We start from the raw sequence: 21,954 nt of genomic DNA, 5'->3' as shown, positions 1-21,954 counted from the left end.
CAGGCGTCGAAAGCGGCTCGTCAGTCGCTCGCGGCCGACCGGCCCGGTTAACCGCCGACGGTTAACCGGTGGTTTCGCGCAGTTCGTCGCGCACGACGTCCCACAGCGCGCGCACGAGTTTCTGGTGCGGATCGTCGCCCTGCAGCGCGAGCTTGTCGCAGTACAGGCGGATCTCCATCGTCAGCGTGAACGGATGGGTGCCGCCGCGCGCGGAACGGTCGAGCCGGATCAGGCGGCCGCTCGCCACCGCATCCTCGACCGCGCTGTGCGGCAGGAACGCGACGCCGTGGCCCGCGAGCGCCATCGCCTTCAGCCCCTCCGCCATGTCGGTTTCGTAAACACGATCGAGGAACAGCGACGTCGGTGCATTCGCCACGATGACTTCGGTCATCCGGCCGAGATACGCGTTCGGCGTATACGACAGGTACGGCACGCGCGCCTCGGCCGTGCCCGGCAGCGTATAGCGCGGCCGGCCCGCGCGGCCCGGCGCCGAAAACGCGCTGATCGGCTCGCTGCCGAGCACCAGCATGTCGTAGCGGGCCGGGTCGAGCGCGACCGGATGGCTCGGGTGGTGGTAGCCCATCACGAGATCGCAGCCGCCCTCGACGAGCGACAGCACGGCATCGTGCACGTTCAGCGCGCGCAGCCGCGTGTGAACCTGCCCCATCTTCGCCTCGATCCGCTGCAGCCAGCGCGGAAAATACGTGAGCGACAGCGTGTGCGGCACCGCGAACTCGATCGTCGGCACCGGCGCGCCGACGTGGCCGCGCAGCAGCGTGCGCGCCTCGTGCGCCTGCGACAGCATCGTCAGCGCCTGCTCGTAGAAGATCTGGCCGGCCTGCGTGAGCCGCGTCGGATAGACCGAACGATCGATCAGTTCGGTCGCGAGCCACGCCTCGAGCGCCTGGATACGCCGCGAGAACGCGGGCTGCGACACGTGCCGCAGTTCGGCGGAGCGGCTAAAGCTGCGCGTTTCCGCGAGCGAGACGAAGTCTTCGAGCCATTTCAGTTCCATGCAGGCGGGCGCGGCGGGCGGCGGTCGGGAAGAAGCCTGCATTCTACCGGCGGGCGGGCCGGCCCGGCGGCGTGGCGGGCAGCCCGGCGAGCCGCCGCACACGTCGGCAGGCAAGCCGACCGACCGGCCGTCGGCGGGCCGCGCGGGCGCGTTGCCGGGGCGGTTTCGACGCGGCGCGCGCGCGATTTGTCCGCGCCGGCGGCGGCCGGACCGGTTCGGCCGGGATCGCCCCGCGGCGATGGTAAAATGCCGGATTCTTCCCCCCTCGCTCGACCCGGCCCCAAGGCCCGCCCGATCATGTCCGACACTCGTCCCGATACGCTTTTCGCCCTCACCGCGCTCTCGCCCATCGACGGCCGCTACGCCAGCAAGACCGAAGCGCTGCGCGACTGGCTCTCCGAAGCCGCCTTCATGCGCCACCGCGTCACCGTCGAGGTGCACTGGCTGATCGCGCTGTCGCGCGCCGGCTTCGCGGAAGTCCCGCGCTTCTCCGACGCGTCCGAACAATTCCTGCTGCAACTCGCGGAGCGCTTCACCGCGCACGACGCCGCCCGCATCAAGGAAATCGAGCGCGTGACGAACCACGACGTGAAGGCCGTCGAATACTGGCTGAAGGAATCGGTCAAGGGCCAGGCCGAACTCGAGAAGGCCAGCGAATTCATCCACTTCGCGTGCACGTCCGAAGACATCAACAACACGTCGCACGGGATGATGCTCGCCGGCGCGCGCGAGCACGTGATCGTGCCGGCGCTGCGCACGGTCCACCAGCGCCTCGTCGCGCTGTCGCACGCGCTCGCCGAGCAGCCGATGCTGTCGCGCACGCACGGCCAGCCGGCCAGCCCGACGACGCTCGGCAAGGAACTCGCGAACGTCGCCGCGCGCCTCGCACGCGCGATTACGCGCATCGAGAAGGTCGAGATCCTCGGCAAGATGAACGGCGCGGTCGGCAACTTCAACGCGCACCTGTCCGCGTATCCGGAATTCGACTGGGAAGCGTTCTCGCGCGACGTGATCGAGAACCGCCTGAAGCTCACGTTCAACCCGTACACGATCCAGATCGAACCGCACGACTACATGGCCGAGCTGTTCGACGCGGTTGCGCGCGCGAATACGATCCTGCTCGACCTCGATCGCGACGTGTGGGGCTACATCTCGGTCGGCTACTTCAAGCAGAAGACGAAGGCCGGCGAAATCGGCTCGTCGACGATGCCGCACAAGGTCAACCCGATCGACTTCGAGAACTCGGAAGGCAACCTCGGCCTCGCGAACGCGACGCTGCGCCACCTCGCCGACAAGCTGCCGGTGTCGCGCTGGCAGCGTGACCTGACCGACTCGACGGTGCTGCGCAACATGGGCGTCGCGCTCGGCTATTCGCTGCTCGCGTACGACTCGCTGATCCGCGGCCTCGACAAGCTCGAAGTCAACCCGCAGCGCCTGAACGAAGATCTCGACAACTGCTGGGAAGTGCTCGCGGAGCCGGTGCAGACGGTGATGCGCCGCTACGGCATCGAGAACCCGTACGAACAGCTGAAGGAACTGACGCGCGGCAAGGGCATCACGCGCGAAGCGCTGCAGGAATTCGTCGCCACGCTGGCGATCCCGCAGGACGCGAAGGACCGCCTGCTCGCGATGACGCCGGCGTCGTACATCGGCAAGGCCGTCGAACTCGCGAAGCGGATCGCGTAAGCGCCGCCGTCGCCGGACGGAAAAAAAGCCCGATGCGAAATTGCTCGCATCGGGCTTTTTCTTTGGCGGCTCTCGCGCGCTCGACGAAAAAAGGCGCCCCGAGGGGCGCCTGTCTCACTGCGGCCTCACGATTGCCGCGAACCGCGCTCAGTGCGCGTGGCCGATCTTCGCCATCACCTGATCGACGATCTGTTCGGGCGTCAGCTCGATGCTGACCTCGATCGCCTCGTCCGGGCCCGGCTCCTCGAGCGTGTCGAGCTGGCTCTTCAGCAGCGACGGATCGAAGAAATGGCCGGTGCGGCTTTTCAGGCGCTCGTGCAACACCTCGAACGAGCCCTTCAGATACACGAACCGCACGTCGGTGTCGGTGCCGCGCAGCACGTCGCGGTACGACCGCTTCAGCGACGAGCACGTGAACACGGCCGTCTCGCCGGCACGCTGCTTTTCCTCGATGGCCGCGCGGATCGTGCGCAGCCACGGCCAGCGGTCGTCGTCGGTCAGCGGAATGCCGTTGTGCATCTTTTCCTTGTTCGCCGCGCTGTGAAACGCGTCGCCGTCGGTATAGCTGCACGACAGGCGTTCTGCCAGCATTTCGCCGATTCGCGATTTGCCCGCGCCCGACACGCCCATTGCGATCAGAATCATTGACTACCCCTTGTTACAAAACCACGCTCAGCAGCAGCGTAAAGCTCAGACCGAGCACCGAGATGATGGTTTCAAGCAGCGACCAGGTCTTGAACGTCTGACCAACCGTCATCCCGAAGTATTCCTTGATCAGCCAGAAGCCGCCGTCGTTCACGTGCGAGAAGATCAGCGAGCCCGAGCCCGTCGCGAGCACCAGCAGCTCCGGACGAACCGCCGCGCCCGACGCCGCCGCGATCGGCGCGACGATGCCGCAGGCCGTCGTCATCGCGACCGTCGCCGAACCCGTCGCGAGACGCATCAGCGCCGCGACGAACCAGCCGAGCAGCAGCGGCGACAGGTGCGCGTGCTTCGCGGTCTCGACGATCTGCTGCGAGATCCCGCTGTCGCGCAGGACGCCGCCGAAGCCGCCGCCCGCACCGACGATCAGCGTGATGCCGGCGATCGGTGCCAGGCATTCGCCGCAGAACTTCTGGATCTGGTCGCGGTTGAACCCCTGCAGCTTGCCGAACGTGAAGAAGCTCACCAGCACGGCGATCAGCAGCGCGACGTCGGAGTTGCCGGCAAAGCGCAGCAGGCTGTTCGGCAGCGACTTCGGCGTGAAGATCAGGTCGGCCCAGCTGCCGACCAGCATCAGGATCACCGGCAGCAGGATCGTGAACAGCGTGATGCCGAAGCTCGGCAGTTCGCGCTGCTTGCCTTCCGTGTGCGATTCGACGAACTGCGCGGCGAGCGGATTGTTCTCCGGCAGCTTGACGAATTTCGAGATCATCAGCGCGAACAGCGGGCCCGCGACGATCGCGGTCGGCACGCCGACGATCAGGCCGAACGCGATCGTCTTGCCGATGTCGGCACCGTATTGCTGGACGGCCAGCAGCGCGGCCGGGTGCGGCGGAATCAGCCCGTGCACGACGGACAGGCCCGCGACCATCGGCAGGCCGACGACGAGCAGCGACTTGCCGGTGCGCTTCGCGACGTTGAACGCGATCGGGATCAGCAGCACGAAGCCGACTTCGAAGAACACCGGCAGGCCGACGATGATCGCGACGAACATCATCGCCCAATGGATGTTCTTCTCGCCGAACCAGTCGATCAGCGTGGTCGCGATCCGCTCCGCGCCGCCCGATTCGGCCATCATCTTGCCGAGCATCGTGCCGAGGCCGACGACCACCGCGATGTGGCCGAGCGTGTTGCCGTTGCCGGTCTCGAACGACTTGACGATCTTGTCCATCGGCATCCCGACCACGAGGCCGAGGCCGAGCGAGACGATGATGAGCACCAGGAACGGATAGATCTTGAACCGCGCGATCATCACGATCAGTGCGACGATCGCGATCACGGTATAAATGAGCAGCATGCTGCCTTGGACAGCCCCCATGTGGCACTCCTCCTAGGATTGTTCGAACCGGGCGAGTTGTTGCGAGTATGCCCGGCTATGCAGGTCTCCGAAACACGGGGGTTCCCACCCCGCGAGGACGCTGAATTTTACTTATCTTTACGGTCCGCGGATAGAACCGGTTCCATCAGCAAAAACCCTCGGTAAAACAAGCACTAAGCGCTCGCTTACCGAGGGTCAAACGTTCGTTTCGTACAAGTCTTAACGGGGCAGCTGGCTCGCGGCTTGCGCGAGGCGCGTGACTTCGGCCCAGTCCTGCGCGGCGAGCGCGGCCTTCGGTGTGAGCCACGAACCGCCGACGCACACGACGTTCGGCAGCTTCAGGAAATTCGGCGCGGTGTCGACCGTGATGCCGCCCGTCGGGCAGAACTTCAGCGCCGGGAACGGACCGTGGAACGCCTGCAGCATCGGCACGCCGCCGGCCTGCTGCGCGGGGAAGAACTTGACGATCTCGTAGCCGAACTCGAGCGCCTGGATGATGTCGCTCGGCGTCATCACGCCCGGCAGCAGCGGCAGGCCGGCGTCGAGCGACGCGAGGTGCAGGTCCTTCGTCAGGCCCGGCGACACGCCGAACTTCGCACCCGCGCGCTTCGCCTGCTCGCAGTGCTCGGGCTTCGTGATCGTGCCGACGCCGACGACGATGTCGTCCGCGAGCTGGCTCGCGCGCTGGATCGCCTCCAGGCCGGCCGGCGTGCGCAGCGTGATCTCGAGCACCTTGACGCCGCCCGCGTGCAACGCGCGCGACACGTGTTCGCCCTGCTCGACCGAGTCGAATGCGAGCACCGGAATCACCGGGCCCAGCTTCACGATTTCAGCAATCGTCTTCATCTGGAACACTCCTTGAAATTCATGCAGCGACGCTGACGGCCGTTTCGCCGACCAGCGTCCCGAAAACCGATGCGCCCTGCTCGGCCGGCGCGGCCGCCGCGCGGAACACGCCGAACAGTTCGCGCCCGAAACCGACCTCGTTCTCGGCCTGGTGCAGCGGCTGCGCGACCGGGCGCGCCTGCCACTCGGCGTCGTCAACCTCGATGTCGAGGATGCCGGCTTCCGCGTCGATTACGAGCGTGTCGCCCGTCTTCACCTTGCCGAGCGGGCCGGCCAGCAGCGCTTCCGGCGACACGTGGATCACGGCCGGCACCTTGCCCGACGCGCCCGACATGCGGCCGTCGGTCACCAGCGCGACGTGGAAGCCCTGATCCTGCAGCACGCCGAGCAGCGGCGTCAAACGGTGCAGCTCGGGCATCCCGTTCGCGCGCGCGCCCTGGAAGCGCACGACCGCGACGAAATCGCGCTTCAGCTCGCCGCGATCGAAGGCCTCCTGCACGGCTTCCTGCGAATCGAACACGATCGCGGGTGCCGTCACCTTGCGGTGCTCGGGCGCGACCGCCGAGATCTTGATCACGCCGCGGCCGAGCCGGCCCTGCATCAGGCGCAGGCCGCCGTCCGGCTGGAACGGGTCGCGAATGCCGCGCAGCACCTTCGTGTCGTGGCTCTCGGCCGTGCCGTCAACCCACGTCAGCTTGCCGTCGATCAGCTTCGGCTCCTTCGTGTAGTGCGACAGGCCCTTGCCCGCCACGGTCGTCACGTCTTCGTGCAGCAGCCCGCCCTCGAGCAGGTTGCGCACCAGGAACGCGACGCCGCCCGCCGCGTGGAAGTGGTTCACGTCGGCCTTGCCGTTCGGGTAGATCTTCGCGAGCAGCGGCACGACCGCCGACAGCTCGTCGAAATCGTTCCAGTCGATCAGGATGCCGGCCGCGCGCGCGATCGCGACGAGGTGCAGCGTGTGGTTGGTCGAGCCGCCCGTCGCGAGCAGCGCGACGATCCCGTTGACGATCGCCCTCTCGTCGATCACGTGGCCGATCGGCGTGTAGTGGCCGCGCTCGACCGTCAGGTCGAGCACGCGGCGCGCGGCTTCGGCGGTCAGCGCGTCGCGCAGCGGCGTGTGCGGATGGACGAACGCCGAACCCGGCAGGTGCAGGCCCATCAGCTCCATCAGCATCTGGTTGCTGTTCGCGGTGCCGTAGAACGTGCAGGTGCCGTGGCCGTGATACGCGGCCGATTCCGCTTCGAGCAGCGCGTCGCGGCCGACCTGACCGGTTGCGAACTGCTGGCGGATCTTCGCCTTGTCGTCGTTCGACAGGCCGCTCGTCATCGGGCCGGCCGGCACGAAGATGGTCGGCAGATGGCCGAACTGCAGCGCGCCGATCAGGAGGCCCGGCACGATCTTGTCGCAGATGCCGAGGCAGAGCGCCGCGTCGAACATGTTGTGGGTGAGCGCGATCGCGGTGCCCATCGCGATCGCCTCGCGCGAGAACAGCGACAGCTCCATGCCCGGGTTGCCCTGCGTGACGCCGTCGCACATCGCCGGCACGCCGCCCGCGAACTGCGCGACGCCGCCGTTCTCGCGCGCGGCGGCCTTGATGATGTCGGGGAAATCCTTGTACGGCGCGTGCGCGGACAGCATCTCGTTGTACGAGGACACGATGCCGATGTTCGGCTCGCGGATCGCCTTGATCTGGAACTTGTCGCTGCCTTCGAGACCCGCGAAGCCGTGCGCGAGGTTCGCGCACGACAGCGCGCCGCGCGCCGGGAACTTGCCTTGCGCGCCGTCGATGCGCTGCAGATAGGCGGAACGGGTCGATTGGCTGCGGGCGATCACGCGATCGGTGACTTTCGCCAGGGTGGGGTGCAGCGACGTCATGCTGGGCGCTCCTGTATGCCGGACGGACACCGGCGGTTGGAATCGTGGGGACGGTCGAGTGCATCGAACGAACGAAGTCAGTCTAGTAGAAAAACTACAAGCGCGCAATGCGGATCGGCATACGCTCAACTCACATCCCCGCCACCAGCAAGGCTTTCCTAGTGAAAACCCTAACAAACGGCATCGTCCACTGCAGAAATTGCCGACGGTAGAGCTAGCATTTTCATGTAGATTTTCTACAATTCGATTGCGATACACTCGCTCATCCGAACCCGATTTCCATCCGCCGTCCCATGCTGCCTCGCATTGAAGCGATCCGCGCCGACCTGCGCCCGTCCGAGCGCAAGCTCGCCGACTACATCCTCGCCGCGCCGCGCGAGGTGCTCGACCTCGCGATGACCGAGCTGTCGACCCGCGCGGGCGTCAGCCAGCCGACCATCGCGCGCTTCTGCCAGGCGCTCGGCTGCAGCGGCTTTCGCGAATTCAAGATCCGGCTCGCGCAGAGCGTCGCGCCGGGCGTGTCGTCGGTGTATCGCGACGTCGAGCCCGACGAGCCCGCGCCCGGCATCATCGGCAAGGTGTTCGACCGCACGATCGGCGCGCTGATCGAGGTGCGCAACAGCCTGTCGGCCGGCAGCGTCGCCGACGCGATCGCGCTGCTGTCGAACGCGTCGCGCATCGAGTTCTACGGCGCCGGCGGCTCCGGCATCGCCGCGCAGGACATCCAGCACAAGTTCTTCCGGCTCGGCGTGCCGAGCGTCGCGTATTCGGACCCGCACACGTTCTCGATGTCGTCGGCGCTGCTCGGGCCGCACGACGTCGTCGTCGCGATCTCGAACACCGGCCGCACGCGCGACATCGTCGAGGCCGCGCGCTCCGCGCTCGCGTGCGGCGCGAAGGTCGTCGCGATCACGCAGAGCCATTCGCCGCTCGCGAAGCTCGCGACGGTGAGCCTCGCGTCGAACGTCGCGGAGGAAACCGACGTGTTCTCGCCGATGACGTCGCGCATGTCCCATCTCGCGATCGGGGATATCCTCGCGGTCGGCGTCGCGCTGTCGCGCGGGCCCGCATTGATGGAGCGCGTCGGCCGCGCGAAGGAAGCGATCACGCGCCGCCGGATCGACGACGGCACGAAGGATTGACCCACGCACGGCGCCCCGCCGGCGCATGAGCGATGCAGAACCGACGCGCGGTCCGGCGCGTCAGCCAACACCCGACGCGCACGTAAACGAAGAACGGCGCCCCGCGGGGCGCCGTTGCGCTTGGGTCGGTGCGGCCAACCGGCCGCTCAGCTCAAAACGGCTTGATCACGACCAGCGCGACCGCCACGAGCATGCCGAGCACCGGGAGTTCGTTGAACACGCGATACCACTTATCGGTGCGACGGTTCTCGCCGCGCTCGAACACCTTCAGCAGATGCCCGCAATACGCGTGGTAGATGACGAGCAGCAGCACCACCGTCACCTTCGCATGGATCCAGCCCTGCCCCTGGCCGATGCCGATCACGAGCCACAGCCACAGCCCGCATGCGAGCGCCGGCACGGCGATCATCGTCATGAAGCGGAACAGCTTGCGCGCCATCAGCAGCAGGCGCCGCACCGCGGCCGGATCGGTCTCCATGGCCAGGTTCACGTAGATGCGCGGCAGGTAGAACAGTCCCGCGAACCACGCGGCGATCAGAACGATATGGAACGTCTTGACCCAGAGCATTGCCATCGGTTGTGCGCCTCGCTTTACTGGCGGCCTTCGCCGTGCCCGAGCACGACGTACTTCAGCGACGTGAGCCCTTCCAGGCCGACGGGGCCGCGTGCGTGCAGCTTGTCGTTCGAGATGCCGATTTCCGCGCCGAGGCCGAATTCGAAGCCGTCCGCGAAGCGCGTCGACGCGTTGACCATCACGCTCGCCGAATCGACTTCGCGCAGGAAGCGCATTGCGCGGTCGTGATCCTCGGTGACGATCGCATCGGTGTGGTGGGAGCCGTAATGGTTGATGTGCTCGATCGCGGCGTCGAGGCCGTCGACGACCTTGATCGCCAGCACCGGCGCGAGATATTCGGTGTGCCAGTCTTCGTCGGTCGCGTCGACGAGCGGACCGACGCCCGCCTCGGCGAGCACCGCGCGCGCGGCTGCATCGACGCGCAGCTCGACCTGCTTGTCGCGATACAGCTTGCCGAGCGGCGGCAGCAGCGCGGCCGCGATGCCGCCCGACACGAGCAGCGTTTCCATCGTGTTGCAGGTGCCGTAGCGGTGCGTCTTCGCGTTGTCGCACACCGTCAATGCCTTGGCGAGATCGGCGCGATCGTCGACGTACACGTGGCAGATGCCGTCGAGGTGCTTGATCATCGGCACGCGCGCCTCGTTGATCAGGCGCTCGATCAGGCTCTTGCCGCCGCGCGGCACGATCACGTCGACGTATTCGGTCATCGTGATCAGCTTGCCGACCGCCGCGCGATCGGCGGTCGCGACGACCTGCACCGCGTCCTGCGGCAGGCCAGCCGCCTCGAGCCCTTCGCCGATCAGCTTCGCGAGCGCCGCGTTCGATTCGAGCGCCTCGGAGCCGCCGCGCAGGATCGTCGCGTTGCCCGACTTCAGGCACAGCGCGGCCGCGTCGATCGTCACGTTCGGACGCGACTCGTAGATGATGCCGATCACGCCGAGCGGCACGCGCATCTGGCCGACCTGGATTCCGCTCGGGCGGTACTTGAGATTGCCGATCTCGCCGATCGGATCGGCCAGCGACGCGACCTGGCGCAGGCCTTCGACCATCGTGTTCAGCGCCTTGTCCGACAGCGTCAGGCGGTCGATGAACGCCGCATCGAGCCCCTTTTCGCGGGCACGGGCGACGTCGCGCGCATTCGCGTCCTTCAGCGCCTGCGCGTCGCGCTCGATCGCGCGGGCCACGGCGTCGAGCGCCGCGTTCTTCGCCGCCGTGCTGGCGCGCGCCATCGCGCGGGAAGCGTGCCGGGCACGGCGGCCCAGGTCCGTCATGTACTGGTCGATATCCATCGTGTGACTCGAGAAGCGAGCCGCTTGGCGCGGCATGAATTCGTGGAGAAGCGTGAGGCGCGGCGGCAGGAAGGCCGCGCCGGCCATCGAAATATTGTAAGCGGGTTGCGATGCGTGCGCTGAAGGCCCGGACGGGGCTTAACGCCGCACACGACCCGCGGTCGGCGGTCGTTCGCCGCGCGCGCCCGCCACCGTCATCGCCAGCTGGAACAGGCCGTCCCACGGATCGGGCGGCGGCTCGTCCTGCGTGCGGCGGCCCGGCGTGACGGCCGACAGCCCCTTCACCTGCCGGTCGAGCTTCGCGGCAAACGCGAGCGCCTTCTCGAGCACGCCTTCCGACACGCGGTTCAGCGCGGGGCCGATCAGCCGCTCGCGCGGCCCCCACACGCGGTTCTCGCGCAGCAGCGTGGCCAGCGGCTTGCCGGCCGTCGTGCCGCGCTTGATCCGCAGCAGCGTGCGCAGTTCCTCGACGACGGCCCACATCACGAGCACGATCGCCTCGCCCTCGCCCTTCAGCCCGTCGATCATCCGCGCGAGCCGCGCGGCGTCGCCCGCGAGCATCGCCTCGTTCAGCTTGAACACGTCGTAGCGTGCGACGTTCAGCACCGCGTCGTGCACCTGCTCGAACGTCAGCACGCCCTGCGGATAGAGCAGCCCGAGCTTCTGGATTTCCTGGTGCGCGGCGAGCAGGTTGCCCTCGACGCGCTCCGCGATGAACTGCAGCGCGCGCCGGCCGTCGTCGCCGGGCGCGACGCGCTGGCCCTGCATCGACAGACGCTGGCCGATCCAGTTCGGCAGCTGCGCGCGGTCGACCGGATCGATCTTCAGCGCGACGCCGCCGTTCTGCAGCGCGGTAAACCACGCGGATTTCTGCGTGGCCGCGTCGAGGCGCGGCAACGTGACGAGCATCAGCGCATCGGGGTTCGGTGCGGCCGCGAGCGTCTTCAGCGCGTCGGCGCCTTCCTTGCCGGGCTTGCCCGACGGAATGCGCAGCTCGATCAGCTGACGCTCGCCGAACAGCGACATCGCCTGGGTCGCGCCGAGTAGCACGCTCCAGTCGAAACCGCGCTCGACCGTGTGCACCGAACGCTCGGTGAAGCCGGCCGCGCGCGCGGCCGCACGAATGCGGTCGCACGCTTCCTGCGCGAGCAGCGGCTCGTCGCCGTAGACGGTGTAGAGCCCGGCCATCCCCTTCGCGAGGTGCGGCTCCAGCGCATCAAGTCGCAATTGCATCGATACGTGCGCCGGCGATCAGAGCGGCGGCGGCGGCAGCGGTGCGCCCGGTGCAACGCCCGGCACCACGTCTTCCGGCGCCGGCGTCAGCGAGTGGACGATCGCGAGACGCCGCATCAGCTGGTCGACCGCGTCGTTCTCCATGTCGCCGTACAGGATCTCGGCTTCCTGCGCCTTCGCGTTCGTGTACTGGTCGCTGTACGTCATCGCGCGGTTCAGCGCGATCGCGCTCGGCGGGATCAGCACGGTGCCGTCCTTGCTCGTCAGCGTGTAGTTCAGCGTATAGAACAGCGCGTATTCCTGCGCCGAGCCGTACTTGTTGAGCGTCAGCGTGTTCTGCCCACGCGACTCCCACATGCGCAGCACGGCATCGGCGTCGTCCGCCGACTTGACGATCTTCGTGTCGCTGCCGGCCTCGACGAGGCGCACCAGGCGCGCCTCGACGGGCGCCGGCGCGCCGGCCACCAGCAGGCGCTTGAACGCGTAGTCCTGCTGGCCGCGCAACTGGAAACCGCATGCCGACAGCGCGAGCGCGCTGCCGACGGCGAGCATCAAAAACGATCTGCGGATCACCTTCGCTCCTTCTGTGTGCGCCCGGCGGCCAACGGCCGTCAGACGACGATGTTCACGAGGCGGCCCGGCACGACGACGATCTTCTTCGCCGGCTTGCCGTCGCTGAACTTCGCGAATGCTTCGTCGGCCACCGCCGCCGCTTCGATCGCCTCGCGGCTCGCGTCCTTCGCGACCTTCAGCGCGCCGCGCACCTTGCCGTTCACCTGCAGCACGAGTTCGATCTCGGCCTGCTCGAGCGCAGCCTCGTCGACCTTCGGCCACGGGGCGTCGAGCAGCGGGCCGAATTCGTCCGCGTAGCCGAGCGCCTTCCACAGTTCGAACGTGACGTGCGGCACGACCGGGTACAGCACGCGCAGCAGCACGCCGTACGTCTCGCGCAGCACGCCGGGCGTCGCGCCCTTCGCGCCGTCGATCGCGTTCAGCATCTTCATCGCGGCCGACACGACCGTGTTGTACTGCAGGCGCTGGTAGTCGAAATCGGCCTGCTTCAGCACGCTGTAGATCTCGCGGCGCAGTGCCTTGTCGGTATCGCCGAGCGCGGCCGCGTCGAAGCCCGCGCGCGCGGCGAGCGCTTCGCGGTTCGTCGCGCCGAAGCTCCACACGCGGCGCAGGAAGCGGCTCGCGCCTTCGACGCCCGCGCCCGACCATTCGAGCTGCTGCTCGGGCGGTGCGGCGAACATCGTGAACAGACGCGCGGTATCGGCGCCGTACTGGTCGATCAGCACCTGAGGATCGACGCCGTTGTTCTTCGACTTCGACATCTTCTCGATGCCGCCGAGCACGACCGGCTGGCCGTCGGCGTTCAGCGTCGCGCCGACCGGGCGGCCCTTCTCGTCGAACGCGACGGTCACGTCGGCCGGGTTGTACCAGGTCTTCTTGCCCGATGCGTCTTCGCGGTAGAACGTCTCGTTCAGCACCATGCCCTGCGTCAGCAGGTTCTTCGCCGGCTCGCCGAACTTCACGAGGCCGAGGTCGCGCATCACCTTGGTCCAGAAGCGCGAATACAGCAGGTGCAGGATCGCGTGCTCGATGCCGCCGATGTATTGATCCATCGGCATCCAGTAATCGGTGCGCGCGTCGACCATCGTCTCGGCGTCCGGCGCCGTGTAGCGCGAGAAATACCACGACGAATCGACGAAGGTGTCCATCGTGTCGGTTTCACGCTTCGCGGCCGCGCCGCACTTCGGGCACGAACAGTTCAGGAACGCTTCCGACTTCGCGAGCGGGTTGCCCGAGCCGTCCGGCACGAGGTCTTCCGGCAGCACGACCGGCAGGTCCTGCTCCGGCACCGGCACGTCGCCGCACGACGGGCAGTGGATGATCGGGATCGGCGTGCCCCAGTAGCGCTGGCGCGACACGCCCCAGTCGCGCAGGCGCCACGTGACCTGCTTGTCGCCGAAGCCGCCGGCCTTCAGGTCGGCCGCGATCGCGTCGACCGCCGCGCCGTACGCGAGGCCGTCGTACTTGCCGCTGTTGATGCAGGTCGCGACTTCCTTGTCGCCGTACCACTCCTGCCATGCGTCGAGCGAGTACGTCCGGCCTTCGGCCGCGATCACCTGCTTGATCGGCAGGTCGTATTTCTTCGCGAATGCGAAATCGCGCTCGTCGTGCGCCGGCACGCCCATCACCGCGCCTTCGCCATAGCTCATCAGCACGTAGTTGCCGATCCACACCTCGACCGGCTCGCCCGTCAGCGGGTGCTTGACCGAGAAGCCCGTCGCGACGCCCTTCTTTTCCATCGTCGCGACATCGGCCTCGGCGACGCCGCCGCGCTTGCATTCGTCGATGAACGCCTGCAGTTCCGGCTTGCCCTGCGCGAGGCGCGTGGCGAGCGGGTGCTCGGCCGCGATCGCGCAGAACGTGACGCCCATGATCGTGTCGGCACGCGTCGTGAACACGCGCAGCAGCTTCTGCTCGCCGTCGAGTTCGTACGGGAAGCCGAAGTTCACGCCGAAGCTCTTGCCGATCCAGTTCTGCTGCATGATCTTCACGCGCTCGGGCCAGCCGAGGCCGTCGAGGTCGTTCAGCAGCTCATCCGCGTACTGCGTGATCCGCAGGTAGTACATCGGGATCTCGCGCTTCTCGACGAGCGCGCCCGAACGCCAGCCGCGGCCGTCGATCACCTGCTCGTTCGCGAGCACGGTCTGGTCGACCGGATCCCAGTTCACGGTGCCCGTCTTCTTGTACGCGATGCCCTTCTCGAGCATCTTCAGGAACAGCCACTGGTTCCACTTGTAGTAGTCGGGCTTGCACGTCGCGATCTCGCGCGACCAGTCGATCGCGAGGCCCATCGACTGCATCTGGCCCTTCATGTAGTCGATGTTGTCGTAGGTCCACTTCGCGGGCGGCACGCCGTTCGCCATCGCGGCGTTCTCGGCCGGCATCCCGAACGCGTCCCAGCCCATCGGCATCAGCGTGTTGTAGCCGTTCATCCGCAGATAGCGGTACATCACGTCGTTGATCGTGTAGTTGCGCACGTGACCCATGTGCAGCTTGCCGGACGGGTACGGCAGCATCGACACGCAGTAGAACTTCGGCTTCTGCGAATCTTCCTTCGTCTTGTAGGCATCGGCTGCGCGCCAGTCGCCCTGAGCGGCGGCTTCGACGTCGGCGGGTACGTATCTCTCGTGCATGGTGTGGTTCGGACTAGGCTTTAAGCGGCGCGCCACGAGGCGGGCACGCGGAAGTGGACGAAATCGGGCAGCCCGGCGGCGGGGGCAGGCTCACGGTTCTCGTGCCTGCCTCATGATCCGGATATTCGCCGGGTAACCCGGAGGGTCTCCAGGTTACCCGGCGAAACCCTGCCAACCGGGCGAAAACGACGATTATACCGTTCGTGGCGGGCGGTACGGCCGGTCTCGCCGGCCGGCCCGCATTCTTGCCTGCGGGACGTCACGGATGGCGCGGATGGCGCGAGCGCCCGGTGCGTCAGCCGGTCAGCCGGTCAGCCGGTCAGCCGGTCAGCGGGTCGCGCCCGCGGCAGCCGGCGCGGCGGCGCCCGCCGGCGGCACGTCGGTCACGAAGCCGATCCGCGTGAGCCCGGCGGCCTGCGCGGCGCCCATCACCTGCGCGATCACGTCGTAGCGGGTCGCGCGCGAGGCGCGCAGCCGCAGCTCGGGCGGCGCGGCGCCCGCGGCGGCGGCCCGGAAGCGCGCCGGCAGCGCGTCGAGTGCGACGGGCGCGTCGTCCCAGTAGAGCTTGCCGGCGTCGTCGATCGACAGCGTGACCGACTGCGGCGTGTCGCGCGCGATGCTGGCCGCGACCTTCGGCAGGTCGAGCCGGATCGCGTGCGTCATCAGCGGCGCGGTGATGATGAAGATGACGAGCAGCACGAGCATCACGTCGATCAGCGGCGTCATGTTGATCTCCGCCATCGGCGCGGACGTCTTGTGGTGCTCCAGCCCGCCGAATGCCATGGTCGTCCCTCCCGGCCGCGCGTCAGGCGCCCTGCGCGCACACGAATACGTGCAGGTCGCGCGCGAAGCCGTCGAGTTCCTCGGCGAGCTGGCGCACGAGCCGCCCGAGGATGTTGTAGGCAAGCACCGCGGGGATCGCGACAACGAGCCCGAACGCGGTCATGATCAGCGCCTCGCCGACCGGCCCCGCGACGTTCTCGATCTGCGCCTGCCCGCTCGCGGCGATGCTGCCGAGCGCGTGGTAGATGCCCCAGACGGTGCCGAGCAGCCCGACGAACGGCGCGGTGCTGCCGATCGACGCGAGCAGCACCTGGCCGAACTCGAGACGCCGCTGCGAGCGCAGCATCGCGTGACGCAGCGCGCGCAGCACGCGTTCGCTGCGCTCGACACGCGCGGCCAGCGCGGCCGGATCGTGTTCGTCGGCCGCATCGCGCGCGGCTTCGGCGAGCGGCACGAACACGCGCTCGCGATCGGTGCCGGCGAGCGCGGCGATGCCCGCGTCGAGCGACGGCGCGCGCCAGAACGCGGCGAGCGCGCGCGGCCCCTGCCGCTTCGCGCGGACCAGCAGCCAGGCTTTCATGAGGAGGAAGCACCAGCTGGCGACGGACATCGCCAGCAGCACGTAGGCGACGGCGTGCGTGATCGCATCGCCGCTTTCGAGGTAGTGGACAACGCCGGTGGGAATCGCCATCGGAGTTTCCCCGTGAGGGTCAGCGCAGGCCGAGCACGTCCTGCATGTCGAACAGGCCGGCGCCGCGCGCCGACAGGAAGCGGACCGCACGCAGCGCGCCCTGCGCGTACGACACGCGGCTCGACGACTTGTGCGTGATCTCGATCCGTTCGCCGATCCCGGCGAACAGCACGGTGTGATCGCCGACGATGTCGCCGCCGCGCACGGCCGCGAAGCCGATCGTCGACGGGTCGCGTTCGCCCGTCACGCCCTGGCGGCCGTACACCGCGCAGTCGTCGAGCGAGCGCCCGAGCGCGCCGGCCACGGCCTCGCCCATCATCAGCGCGGTGCCCGACGGCGCGTCGACCTTGTGACGGTGGTGCGCCTCGATGATCTCGATGTCGTAGCCGTGCGAGAAATGCTTCGCCGCGAATTCGAGCAGCTTCAGCGTGACGTTCACGCCGACGCTCATGTTCGCCGCGAACACGATGCCGATCTTGCCTGCCGCGGCCTGCAGCTCGGCCTTCTGCTCGGCGGTGAAGCCGGTCGTGCCGATCACGAGCTTCACGTCGTGGCGCAGCGCGGCCGCGACGTGCGCGATCGTGCCTTCCGGCCGCGTGAAGTCGATCAGGTAGTCGGCCTGCGCGAACACGGCGTCGAGGTCGTCGGTCAGCTTGATCCCGGTTTCCTTGCCGAGAAACGCGCCCGCGTCCTGGCCGAGGAACGGCGAATCGGCGCGGTCGAGCGCGCCGACGAGCTGCGCGTCGGAATCGTTGAGAACGGCTTCGATCAGCATCCGGCCCATACGGCCCGATGCACCGGCAATCGCAATCTTCATGGCTTTCTACACGACAGGTCTAAAGGCGGGCGGCGCATGCCGCCCTGTTTCCGCACGCCGGCCGCTTACTGGGCCGGCGCGGTGAGCGGCTGGTTCTGCAGGTTGTCCGAGCCTTGCGGGCCGACCGGCGGCGACGCCTCGTTCGACGCGTTCGGCTGCGGCGGGCGATGGAACTGGAACTGCGGCTGGATCGCCGGCGCGGCGCCCGGCGGCTGGCCGCCCGGCACCGGCGCGCCGCCCGAGGCCTGCGCGGACGGCGTGAAGCGGCGGGCGGTCGTGCCCTGCCCCGACACCTGGTTGGTCGCGCGGTTCGCCGCGCGCGCCGCCTGGGCGTTCGCATCCTGGTCGACCGCCGCGCCGGAAACCGGCTCGACGGACGGGCTCGCGGCAGCGGTCGCCTGCGCGGCGCTCGCCGCAGCCGCGGCAGCGGCGGCTTCGGACGCCTTCTTCGCCGCGGCCGCGGCCTTCGCCTTCTTGCCGCCGCGATCGCCGTCGATATCGGCCAGCAGGTCGAGTTCGGACGGCAGGTTGTCGGCGCCCGTCCAGCTCGCGAGGCGATCGCCCGAGAACGTCAGCACGAGGTCGCGCTGCTGGACGACGGACGTCGAGCCGCGCTTGAAGTAAAAGAGGTAATCCCAGCGGTCGGCATGGAACATGTCCGACAGCAGCGGCGTGCCGAGCAACGCGCGCACCTGCTCGCGCGTCATTCCGGCCTGCAGCTGCGCGGCCTTCTCCTGCGACACGAAGTTGCCCTGCACGACAGTGATCCGATAGGGCGTGATGCTCTGCGCGATGCGCTGCGTCACGCTGTCGTACGACGAACAACCAGCCAGCGCGGCAACGGCGGCGGCAGCGATGATGGCACTCCGCATGCGACTCCTCTGATAGTGCGAAAGGGATTCCGGGAACATTTCCGTCACCGAGCTGGCCCGCGTCGCGGGTCGCGCGTGTTTCTGGAACGGCCAAAAGCCGGTAACATTGAAGCCCTGCATTGTACTCTAGGGATGCCTAGCCATGACCAATCCGACGGATCTCAAGAATATCGGGCTAAAGGCCACCCTACCGCGCCTCAAGATTCTCGAGATCTTCCAGCAAAGCCCGGTGCGTCACCTGACGGCCGAAGATGTCTACCGCAACCTGCTCAACGAGCAGCTCGACATCGGGCTCGCCACCGTTTACCGCGTGCTGACGCAGTTCGAGCAGGCCGGCCTGCTCACGCGCAGCAACTTCGAATCCGGCAAGGCCGTGTTCGAGCTCAATGAAGGTTCGCACCACGATCACCTCGTCTGCCTCGATTGCGGCCGCGTCGAGGAATTCTTCGATGCCGAGATCGAAGGCCGCCAGCAAGCGATCGCCAAGGAACGCGGCTTCCGGCTCCAGGAACACTCGCTCGCGATGTACGGCTCCTGCACGACCGAGAACTGCCCGCACCGCAAGCACTGATCCGCACCCTGCGCGCACGCGCGACGGCCCGGCCGGCATCCCGCCGCCCGGGCCGTGTTGTTTTCGGGATGGAAAAACGGCCCGCACGACGCGTGCGGGCCGGGTCGGAACGTTTTCGGTCGATCGTGCGGGACGAGGCGCCGCGTGTCGCCGGCGCGCGGCGCTCGATCCACTCGAATCCGCTCACAACCCCTGACCCTACCTTCGCGCATCAGGCCGTGCTCGCGCACGCCGGCTCGAACTCGAGCGCCCACGCGTCGTCGAGCGGAATCTCGTCGCAGTTCGGCTGCGGGCCGCCACGGTCGACGATCACGAAGTCGCTGACCGCGTCGAGCGCGAGCAGCGGATGGTGCCAGACGCCCTTCGCGTAGTTCACGCCCTGCCAGCCTTCGGCGAGGAATGCGCGCATCGCGTCGGGCCGGAACTCGCCGGCCGGCGCGACGACGATCGCGTAGCGCGACACGGCCGCCAGCGGGATGAACGCCTGGCTGCCGTGCGGATGGCGCTCCATCAGCGTGATCGCCACCGGCAGCGTGCGCGGCTGCGCACGAAACACGCTGACGAGCGGCCGGCCGCCGTCCGCGCAGACGTCGATCGTCGCGAGATCGTGGAAGCGCTCGGTCGTGCCGCCGTTGATCGGGAAGTGCCGCGCGCCTTCGAGCGCGATCACGTCGCCGAACGGCGCGAAGGCCTCGCGGGTCAGGCGCTCGACGCGCAGGATGTGTGGTCCGCTCATGCCGATGCCCTCCTTCAAGCCGGCTCGCCCCACAGACGCAGGCGCGACACGCCGCCATCCGGGAAGATGTTGAAGCGCACGTGCGTGACGGGGCCGAGCGTTGCGAGCTGGTCGAACGTATGCACGTGGTCCATCTGCAGCTTCTGCTCGCCGAGCAGTTCGGCCCAGAACATCGCCTGCGTGACGAGCGAATCGTCGGTGCCGCCGGCGACGTGCGCGGCCTGCAGCGAACAGCGGTCGGGGAAGTTGCCCTTGAAGAACGCCGTATCGACCTCGACGCGCCGGATGATGCCCGGCCGCGCCAGCGCGACGATCGCCCAGTCGTTGCCGGGCTCGCGGCGGCGCCGCGTTTCCCAGCCGTCACCCATGTTCGCGCCGCGCCCCGGCATCAGCATCTGCGAGGCCGGACCGAAGTGCTGGTTGTTCGCGGCCACCAGGTAGCCGCCGTTCTCGATCGCCGCGAGATCGACGAGTTCGCCCGCCGGCACGTGGCGCCAGTCGCGCTGCGGCTGGCCGTACACGCGCAGCCGCGCGAGCCCGCCGTCCGGATACAGGTTCACGCGCAGGTGCGTGACCGGCTGCGCATCGTCGACGCTCACGTAGTGATGCGAATTGCCCTGCAGCGTCGTCGCGGGGACGATCGTGCGCCATTCGGTGTCGTCCGGCGGCGTGTCGCCGTCCACCGCACAGGCCTCGATCGACGCGGCCGGCGGAAAGTTGCCGGTGAAGTGGCTCGTATCGAGATCGACGCCGTAGATCACGCCCGGCCGCGCGAGCCGGACCACGCAGAAGTCGTGGCCGGTGGTGCGCTTGCGGCGCGTTTCCCAGCCGTCCATCCACTTGCCGTGGTCGTCGTACTTGCCGGGAATGAACACGGCCGGCTCGGGATTCAGCATGCGCTCCTTCGGCGCGAAGAATTCGTCGCTAGCGAAGAGCGCCTGCGCGCCCAGGCGCGGGTCGGCGAGGTTCATGTAGCGCCGCGTGAAGGCCGGCGCGTTCGGATCGAGGATGGGGGCTGCCATGTCGTCTCCATTATCTTGGTAAGGACCGGCGCATCGTCGCGCCGGCCGCGGGACATTCGTTCGCGCGAAGCAGCCGGGAGGCCGCTTCGCGCGCGGGTGCGCTCAGAGCGCGTGGGCCTGGTCGCCGGCGACCGGCGCGGCGCTGCCGGCTTCGTCGGCCACGTAGCGCAGTTCGCGGTTCAGCACGCGCTTCGCACGGGCCCGGTCGATGTCGTTCTCCCACACGGCGACGACCACCGTCGCGACGCAGTTGCCGATCAGGTTGGTCAGCGCGCGGGCAATGCCGACGAACCAGTCGACCGGCAGGATCAGCACGAGGCCGAGCACCGGAATCGCGGGAATCGCCGACAGCGTCGCCGCGAGGATCACGATCGCCGAACCGGGAATCCCGTGCGCGCCCTTCGACGTGACGAGCGACACGAGCAGCACGACGATCAGGTCATGCGTGGACAGCGGCGTGTTGGTGGCCTGCGCGATGAACAGCACGGCGAGCGTCAGGTAGATCGAGAAGCCGTCGAGGTTGAACGAATAGCCGGTCGGGATCACGAGGCCGACCGTCGAATCCTTGATGCCCATGTATTCGAGCTTGCTCATCACCTGCGGCAGCACCGCGTCCGACGACGCCGTGCCGAGCACGATCGACAGTTCCTCGCGCAGGTAGCGGATCAGCTTGAACACCGAGAAGCCCGCGAGACGCATCACCGCGCCGAGCACGACCGTGACGAACACGAAGCAGCTCAGGTAGAACACCGCGACCAGGTAGCCGAGCTGCTTGAGCGACGCGACGCCGTACTTGCCGGTCGTGAACGCGATCGCGCCGAGCACGCCGAGCGGCGCGAGCTTGATGATGAAGCCGATGATGCGGAAGAACACGTGCGACAGTTCCTCGATCAGCGAATTGACGCGCTGCGCCTTGTCGCCGAGCAGCGACAGCGCCGAGCCGAACAGCACCGCGAACACGAGGATCTGCAGGATGTCGCCCTTCGCGAACGCGTCGATCGCAGTCTCGGGGATGATCTTCATCAGGTAGCCGGCCGTGTCCTTCAGGCTTTCGGCGTTCTTCGCGTACGTCGAGAGCGAGGCCGCGTCGAGCGAGCGCAGGTCGATGTTCATGCCGACGCCCGGGCGCGTGACCCATGCGAGGACGAGCCCGATGCCGAGCGCGAGCGTCGTCATGATCTCGAAGTAGACGACCGCCTTCAGGCCGACCCGGCCGACCTTCTTCAGGTCGCCCGCATTGGCCATCCCGCTGACCACGACGCAGAACACGATCGGGCCGATGACCATCTTGATGAGCTTCAGGAAGCCGTCGCCGAGCGGTCGCAGCGACTCGGCGAAATGCGGGAAGAACGCGCCGAGCGCGACCCCCAGGATCAATGCGACGACTACCCGGCCAAACAGCGAATTGAGGAATTTCGACACGGCGCTCTCCCGATCCAACGGTTGCAGTTTCGTCTGTTCATACTGGTAAGACCAGTGATGTTATGGAGGATAGTAGGAAGCCGATATAGTCGAGTCAAGGACGGACAAAATAGGGATTTCCCGCCCCTGTGCCCCGCACCGTGCGGGGGCGGA

Annotated in this window: 20 protein-coding genes; 3 read left to right on the top strand and 17 right to left on the bottom strand. The window is 67.9% G+C overall.

Annotation, left to right across the window (positions count from 1 at the left end):
* Positions 1-61 precede the first annotated feature (61 nt).
* On the bottom strand, positions 62-1,015 hold the full coding sequence (locus tag U5A56_RS00595) for a LysR substrate-binding domain-containing protein (RefSeq protein WP_044848296.1): 954 nt from the start codon (positions 1,013-1,015) through the stop codon (positions 62-64).
* Positions 1,016-1,312: 297 nt separating this feature from the next.
* Between U5A56_RS00595 and purB the strand changes: the two genes are divergently transcribed.
* Positions 1,313-2,701 carry an adenylosuccinate lyase gene (gene purB / locus U5A56_RS00590; protein ID WP_044844148.1) on the top strand — a complete coding sequence of 463 codons (1,389 nt, stop codon included), beginning with the start codon at positions 1,313-1,315 and terminating at the stop codon, positions 2,699-2,701.
* A 147-nt stretch (positions 2,702-2,848) separates the two neighbouring features.
* Here purB and U5A56_RS00585 read toward each other — a convergent pair whose 3' ends face one another.
* The 4 genes from U5A56_RS00585 to edd all read right to left on the bottom strand — a co-directional run bounded on the left by U5A56_RS00585 (position 2,849) and on the right by edd (position 7,443).
* Positions 2,849-3,346: a gluconokinase gene (locus tag U5A56_RS00585; RefSeq protein ID WP_044844149.1), complete on the bottom strand. Its 498-nt coding sequence runs from the start codon at positions 3,344-3,346 to the stop codon at positions 2,849-2,851.
* A gap of 13 nt (positions 3,347-3,359) precedes the next feature.
* Positions 3,360-4,721: a GntP family permease gene (locus U5A56_RS00580; protein WP_044844150.1), complete on the bottom strand. Its 1,362-nt coding sequence runs from the start codon at positions 4,719-4,721 to the stop codon at positions 3,360-3,362.
* Between the two features lie 219 nt (positions 4,722-4,940).
* Positions 4,941-5,567, bottom strand: coding sequence for a bifunctional 4-hydroxy-2-oxoglutarate aldolase/2-dehydro-3-deoxy-phosphogluconate aldolase (eda, locus tag U5A56_RS00575; protein WP_044844151.1), 627 nt, complete (start codon positions 5,565-5,567; stop codon positions 4,941-4,943).
* Between the two features lie 19 nt (positions 5,568-5,586).
* Positions 5,587-7,443: a phosphogluconate dehydratase gene (edd, locus tag U5A56_RS00570; protein WP_321920684.1), complete on the bottom strand. Its 1,857-nt coding sequence runs from the start codon at positions 7,441-7,443 to the stop codon at positions 5,587-5,589.
* 293 nt (positions 7,444-7,736) lie between these two features.
* Between edd and U5A56_RS00565 the strand changes: the two genes are divergently transcribed.
* Positions 7,737-8,585 (top strand): MurR/RpiR family transcriptional regulator, encoded by an 849-nt coding sequence (locus U5A56_RS00565; protein WP_044844153.1) that lies wholly within the window; start codon positions 7,737-7,739, stop codon positions 8,583-8,585.
* Between the two features lie 151 nt (positions 8,586-8,736).
* Here the strand turns inward: U5A56_RS00565 and U5A56_RS00560 are convergent, their stop codons facing one another.
* The 9 genes from U5A56_RS00560 to U5A56_RS00520 form a co-directional block, all read right to left on the bottom strand.
* Positions 8,737-9,159, bottom strand: a complete 423-nt coding sequence (locus tag U5A56_RS00560) for a CopD family protein (protein ID WP_124488267.1) — start codon at positions 9,157-9,159, stop codon at positions 8,737-8,739.
* Between the two features lie 17 nt (positions 9,160-9,176).
* Entirely contained in the window at positions 9,177-10,448 is a 1,272-nt protein-coding gene (locus U5A56_RS00555) for a glutamate-5-semialdehyde dehydrogenase (protein WP_044844155.1), read from the bottom strand.
* Positions 10,449-10,586: 138 nt separating this feature from the next.
* Positions 10,587-11,681, bottom strand: coding sequence for a DNA polymerase III subunit delta (holA, locus tag U5A56_RS00550; protein WP_124488266.1), 1,095 nt, complete (start codon positions 11,679-11,681; stop codon positions 10,587-10,589).
* Between the two features lie 18 nt (positions 11,682-11,699).
* Positions 11,700-12,254: an LPS assembly lipoprotein LptE gene (gene lptE, locus U5A56_RS00545; protein ID WP_044844157.1), complete on the bottom strand. Its 555-nt coding sequence runs from the start codon at positions 12,252-12,254 to the stop codon at positions 11,700-11,702.
* 38 nt (positions 12,255-12,292) lie between these two features.
* Positions 12,293-14,887 (bottom strand): leucine--tRNA ligase, encoded by a 2,595-nt coding sequence (gene leuS / locus U5A56_RS00540; RefSeq protein WP_321920683.1) that lies wholly within the window; start codon positions 14,885-14,887, stop codon positions 12,293-12,295.
* 327 nt (positions 14,888-15,214) lie between these two features.
* Positions 15,215-15,670, bottom strand: a complete 456-nt coding sequence (locus U5A56_RS00535) for a biopolymer transporter ExbD (protein WP_321920682.1) — start codon at positions 15,668-15,670, stop codon at positions 15,215-15,217.
* A 22-nt stretch (positions 15,671-15,692) separates the two neighbouring features.
* Positions 15,693-16,361 (bottom strand): MotA/TolQ/ExbB proton channel family protein, encoded by a 669-nt coding sequence (locus U5A56_RS00530; protein WP_044844160.1) that lies wholly within the window; start codon positions 16,359-16,361, stop codon positions 15,693-15,695.
* Between the two features lie 19 nt (positions 16,362-16,380).
* A complete protein-coding gene (gene dapB, locus U5A56_RS00525; RefSeq protein WP_044844161.1) occupies positions 16,381-17,178 on the bottom strand; it encodes a 4-hydroxy-tetrahydrodipicolinate reductase in 798 nt (265 codons plus the stop codon).
* A 65-nt stretch (positions 17,179-17,243) separates the two neighbouring features.
* A complete protein-coding gene (locus U5A56_RS00520) occupies positions 17,244-18,050 on the bottom strand; it encodes an outer membrane protein assembly factor BamE (RefSeq protein WP_044844162.1) in 807 nt (268 codons plus the stop codon).
* Between the two features lie 142 nt (positions 18,051-18,192).
* On the opposite strand from U5A56_RS00520, the gene fur reads away from it, so the two are divergent.
* A complete protein-coding gene (gene fur / locus U5A56_RS00515; RefSeq protein WP_011350926.1) occupies positions 18,193-18,621 on the top strand; it encodes a ferric iron uptake transcriptional regulator in 429 nt (142 codons plus the stop codon).
* 211 nt (positions 18,622-18,832) lie between these two features.
* Here the strand turns inward: fur and U5A56_RS00510 are convergent, their stop codons facing one another.
* The 3 genes from U5A56_RS00510 to U5A56_RS00500 all read right to left on the bottom strand — a co-directional run bounded on the left by U5A56_RS00510 (position 18,833) and on the right by U5A56_RS00500 (position 21,801).
* Positions 18,833-19,357 (bottom strand): ureidoglycolate lyase, encoded by a 525-nt coding sequence (locus U5A56_RS00510; protein WP_321920681.1) that lies wholly within the window; start codon positions 19,355-19,357, stop codon positions 18,833-18,835.
* 14 nt (positions 19,358-19,371) lie between these two features.
* Positions 19,372-20,379: an allantoicase gene (gene alc / locus U5A56_RS00505; protein WP_124488263.1), complete on the bottom strand. Its 1,008-nt coding sequence runs from the start codon at positions 20,377-20,379 to the stop codon at positions 19,372-19,374.
* A gap of 102 nt (positions 20,380-20,481) precedes the next feature.
* Positions 20,482-21,801, bottom strand: a complete 1,320-nt coding sequence (locus U5A56_RS00500) for a C4-dicarboxylate transporter DctA (RefSeq protein WP_124488262.1) — start codon at positions 21,799-21,801, stop codon at positions 20,482-20,484.
* Between the last annotated feature and the right edge of the window lie 153 nt (positions 21,802-21,954).

Source organism: Burkholderia sp. BCC1998 (genome assembly GCF_905339875.1).
In the GTDB taxonomy this organism is placed as follows: Bacteria; Pseudomonadota; Gammaproteobacteria; order Burkholderiales; family Burkholderiaceae; genus Burkholderia.
The sequence above is the reverse complement of the archived record's forward strand: the minus strand, read 5'-3'. Positions and strand labels throughout refer to the sequence as shown.

Excerpts from the sequence above, each read along its gene's own strand:
- U5A56_RS00595 (WP_044848296.1), bottom strand. The coding sequence starts at position 1,015 with ATGGAACTGAAATGGCTCGAAGACTTCGTCTCGCTCGCGGAAACGCGC.
- purB (WP_044844148.1), top strand. The coding sequence starts at position 1,313 with ATGTCCGACACTCGTCCCGATACGCTTTTCGCCCTCACCGCGCTCTCG.
- U5A56_RS00585 (WP_044844149.1), bottom strand. The coding sequence starts at position 3,346 with ATGATTCTGATCGCAATGGGCGTGTCGGGCGCGGGCAAATCGCGAATC.
- U5A56_RS00580 (WP_044844150.1), bottom strand. The coding sequence starts at position 4,721 with ATGGGGGCTGTCCAAGGCAGCATGCTGCTCATTTATACCGTGATCGCG.
- eda (WP_044844151.1), bottom strand. The coding sequence starts at position 5,567 with ATGAAGACGATTGCTGAAATCGTGAAGCTGGGCCCGGTGATTCCGGTG.
- edd (WP_321920684.1), bottom strand. The coding sequence starts at position 7,443 with ATGACGTCGCTGCACCCCACCCTGGCGAAAGTCACCGATCGCGTGATC.
- U5A56_RS00565 (WP_044844153.1), top strand. The coding sequence starts at position 7,737 with ATGCTGCCTCGCATTGAAGCGATCCGCGCCGACCTGCGCCCGTCCGAG.
- U5A56_RS00560 (WP_124488267.1), bottom strand. The coding sequence starts at position 9,159 with ATGGCAATGCTCTGGGTCAAGACGTTCCATATCGTTCTGATCGCCGCG.
- U5A56_RS00555 (WP_044844155.1), bottom strand. The coding sequence starts at position 10,448 with ATGGATATCGACCAGTACATGACGGACCTGGGCCGCCGTGCCCGGCAC.
- holA (WP_124488266.1), bottom strand. The coding sequence starts at position 11,681 with ATGCAATTGCGACTTGATGCGCTGGAGCCGCACCTCGCGAAGGGGATG.
- leuS (WP_321920683.1), bottom strand. The coding sequence starts at position 14,887 with ATGCACGAGAGATACGTACCCGCCGACGTCGAAGCCGCCGCTCAGGGC.
- U5A56_RS00535 (WP_321920682.1), bottom strand. The coding sequence starts at position 15,670 with ATGGCATTCGGCGGGCTGGAGCACCACAAGACGTCCGCGCCGATGGCG.
- U5A56_RS00530 (WP_044844160.1), bottom strand. The coding sequence starts at position 16,361 with ATGGCGATTCCCACCGGCGTTGTCCACTACCTCGAAAGCGGCGATGCG.
- dapB (WP_044844161.1), bottom strand. The coding sequence starts at position 17,178 with ATGAAGATTGCGATTGCCGGTGCATCGGGCCGTATGGGCCGGATGCTG.
- U5A56_RS00520 (WP_044844162.1), bottom strand. The coding sequence starts at position 18,050 with ATGCGGAGTGCCATCATCGCTGCCGCCGCCGTTGCCGCGCTGGCTGGT.
- fur (WP_011350926.1), top strand. The coding sequence starts at position 18,193 with ATGACCAATCCGACGGATCTCAAGAATATCGGGCTAAAGGCCACCCTA.
- U5A56_RS00510 (WP_321920681.1), bottom strand. The coding sequence starts at position 19,357 with ATGAGCGGACCACACATCCTGCGCGTCGAGCGCCTGACCCGCGAGGCC.
- alc (WP_124488263.1), bottom strand. The coding sequence starts at position 20,379 with ATGGCAGCCCCCATCCTCGATCCGAACGCGCCGGCCTTCACGCGGCGC.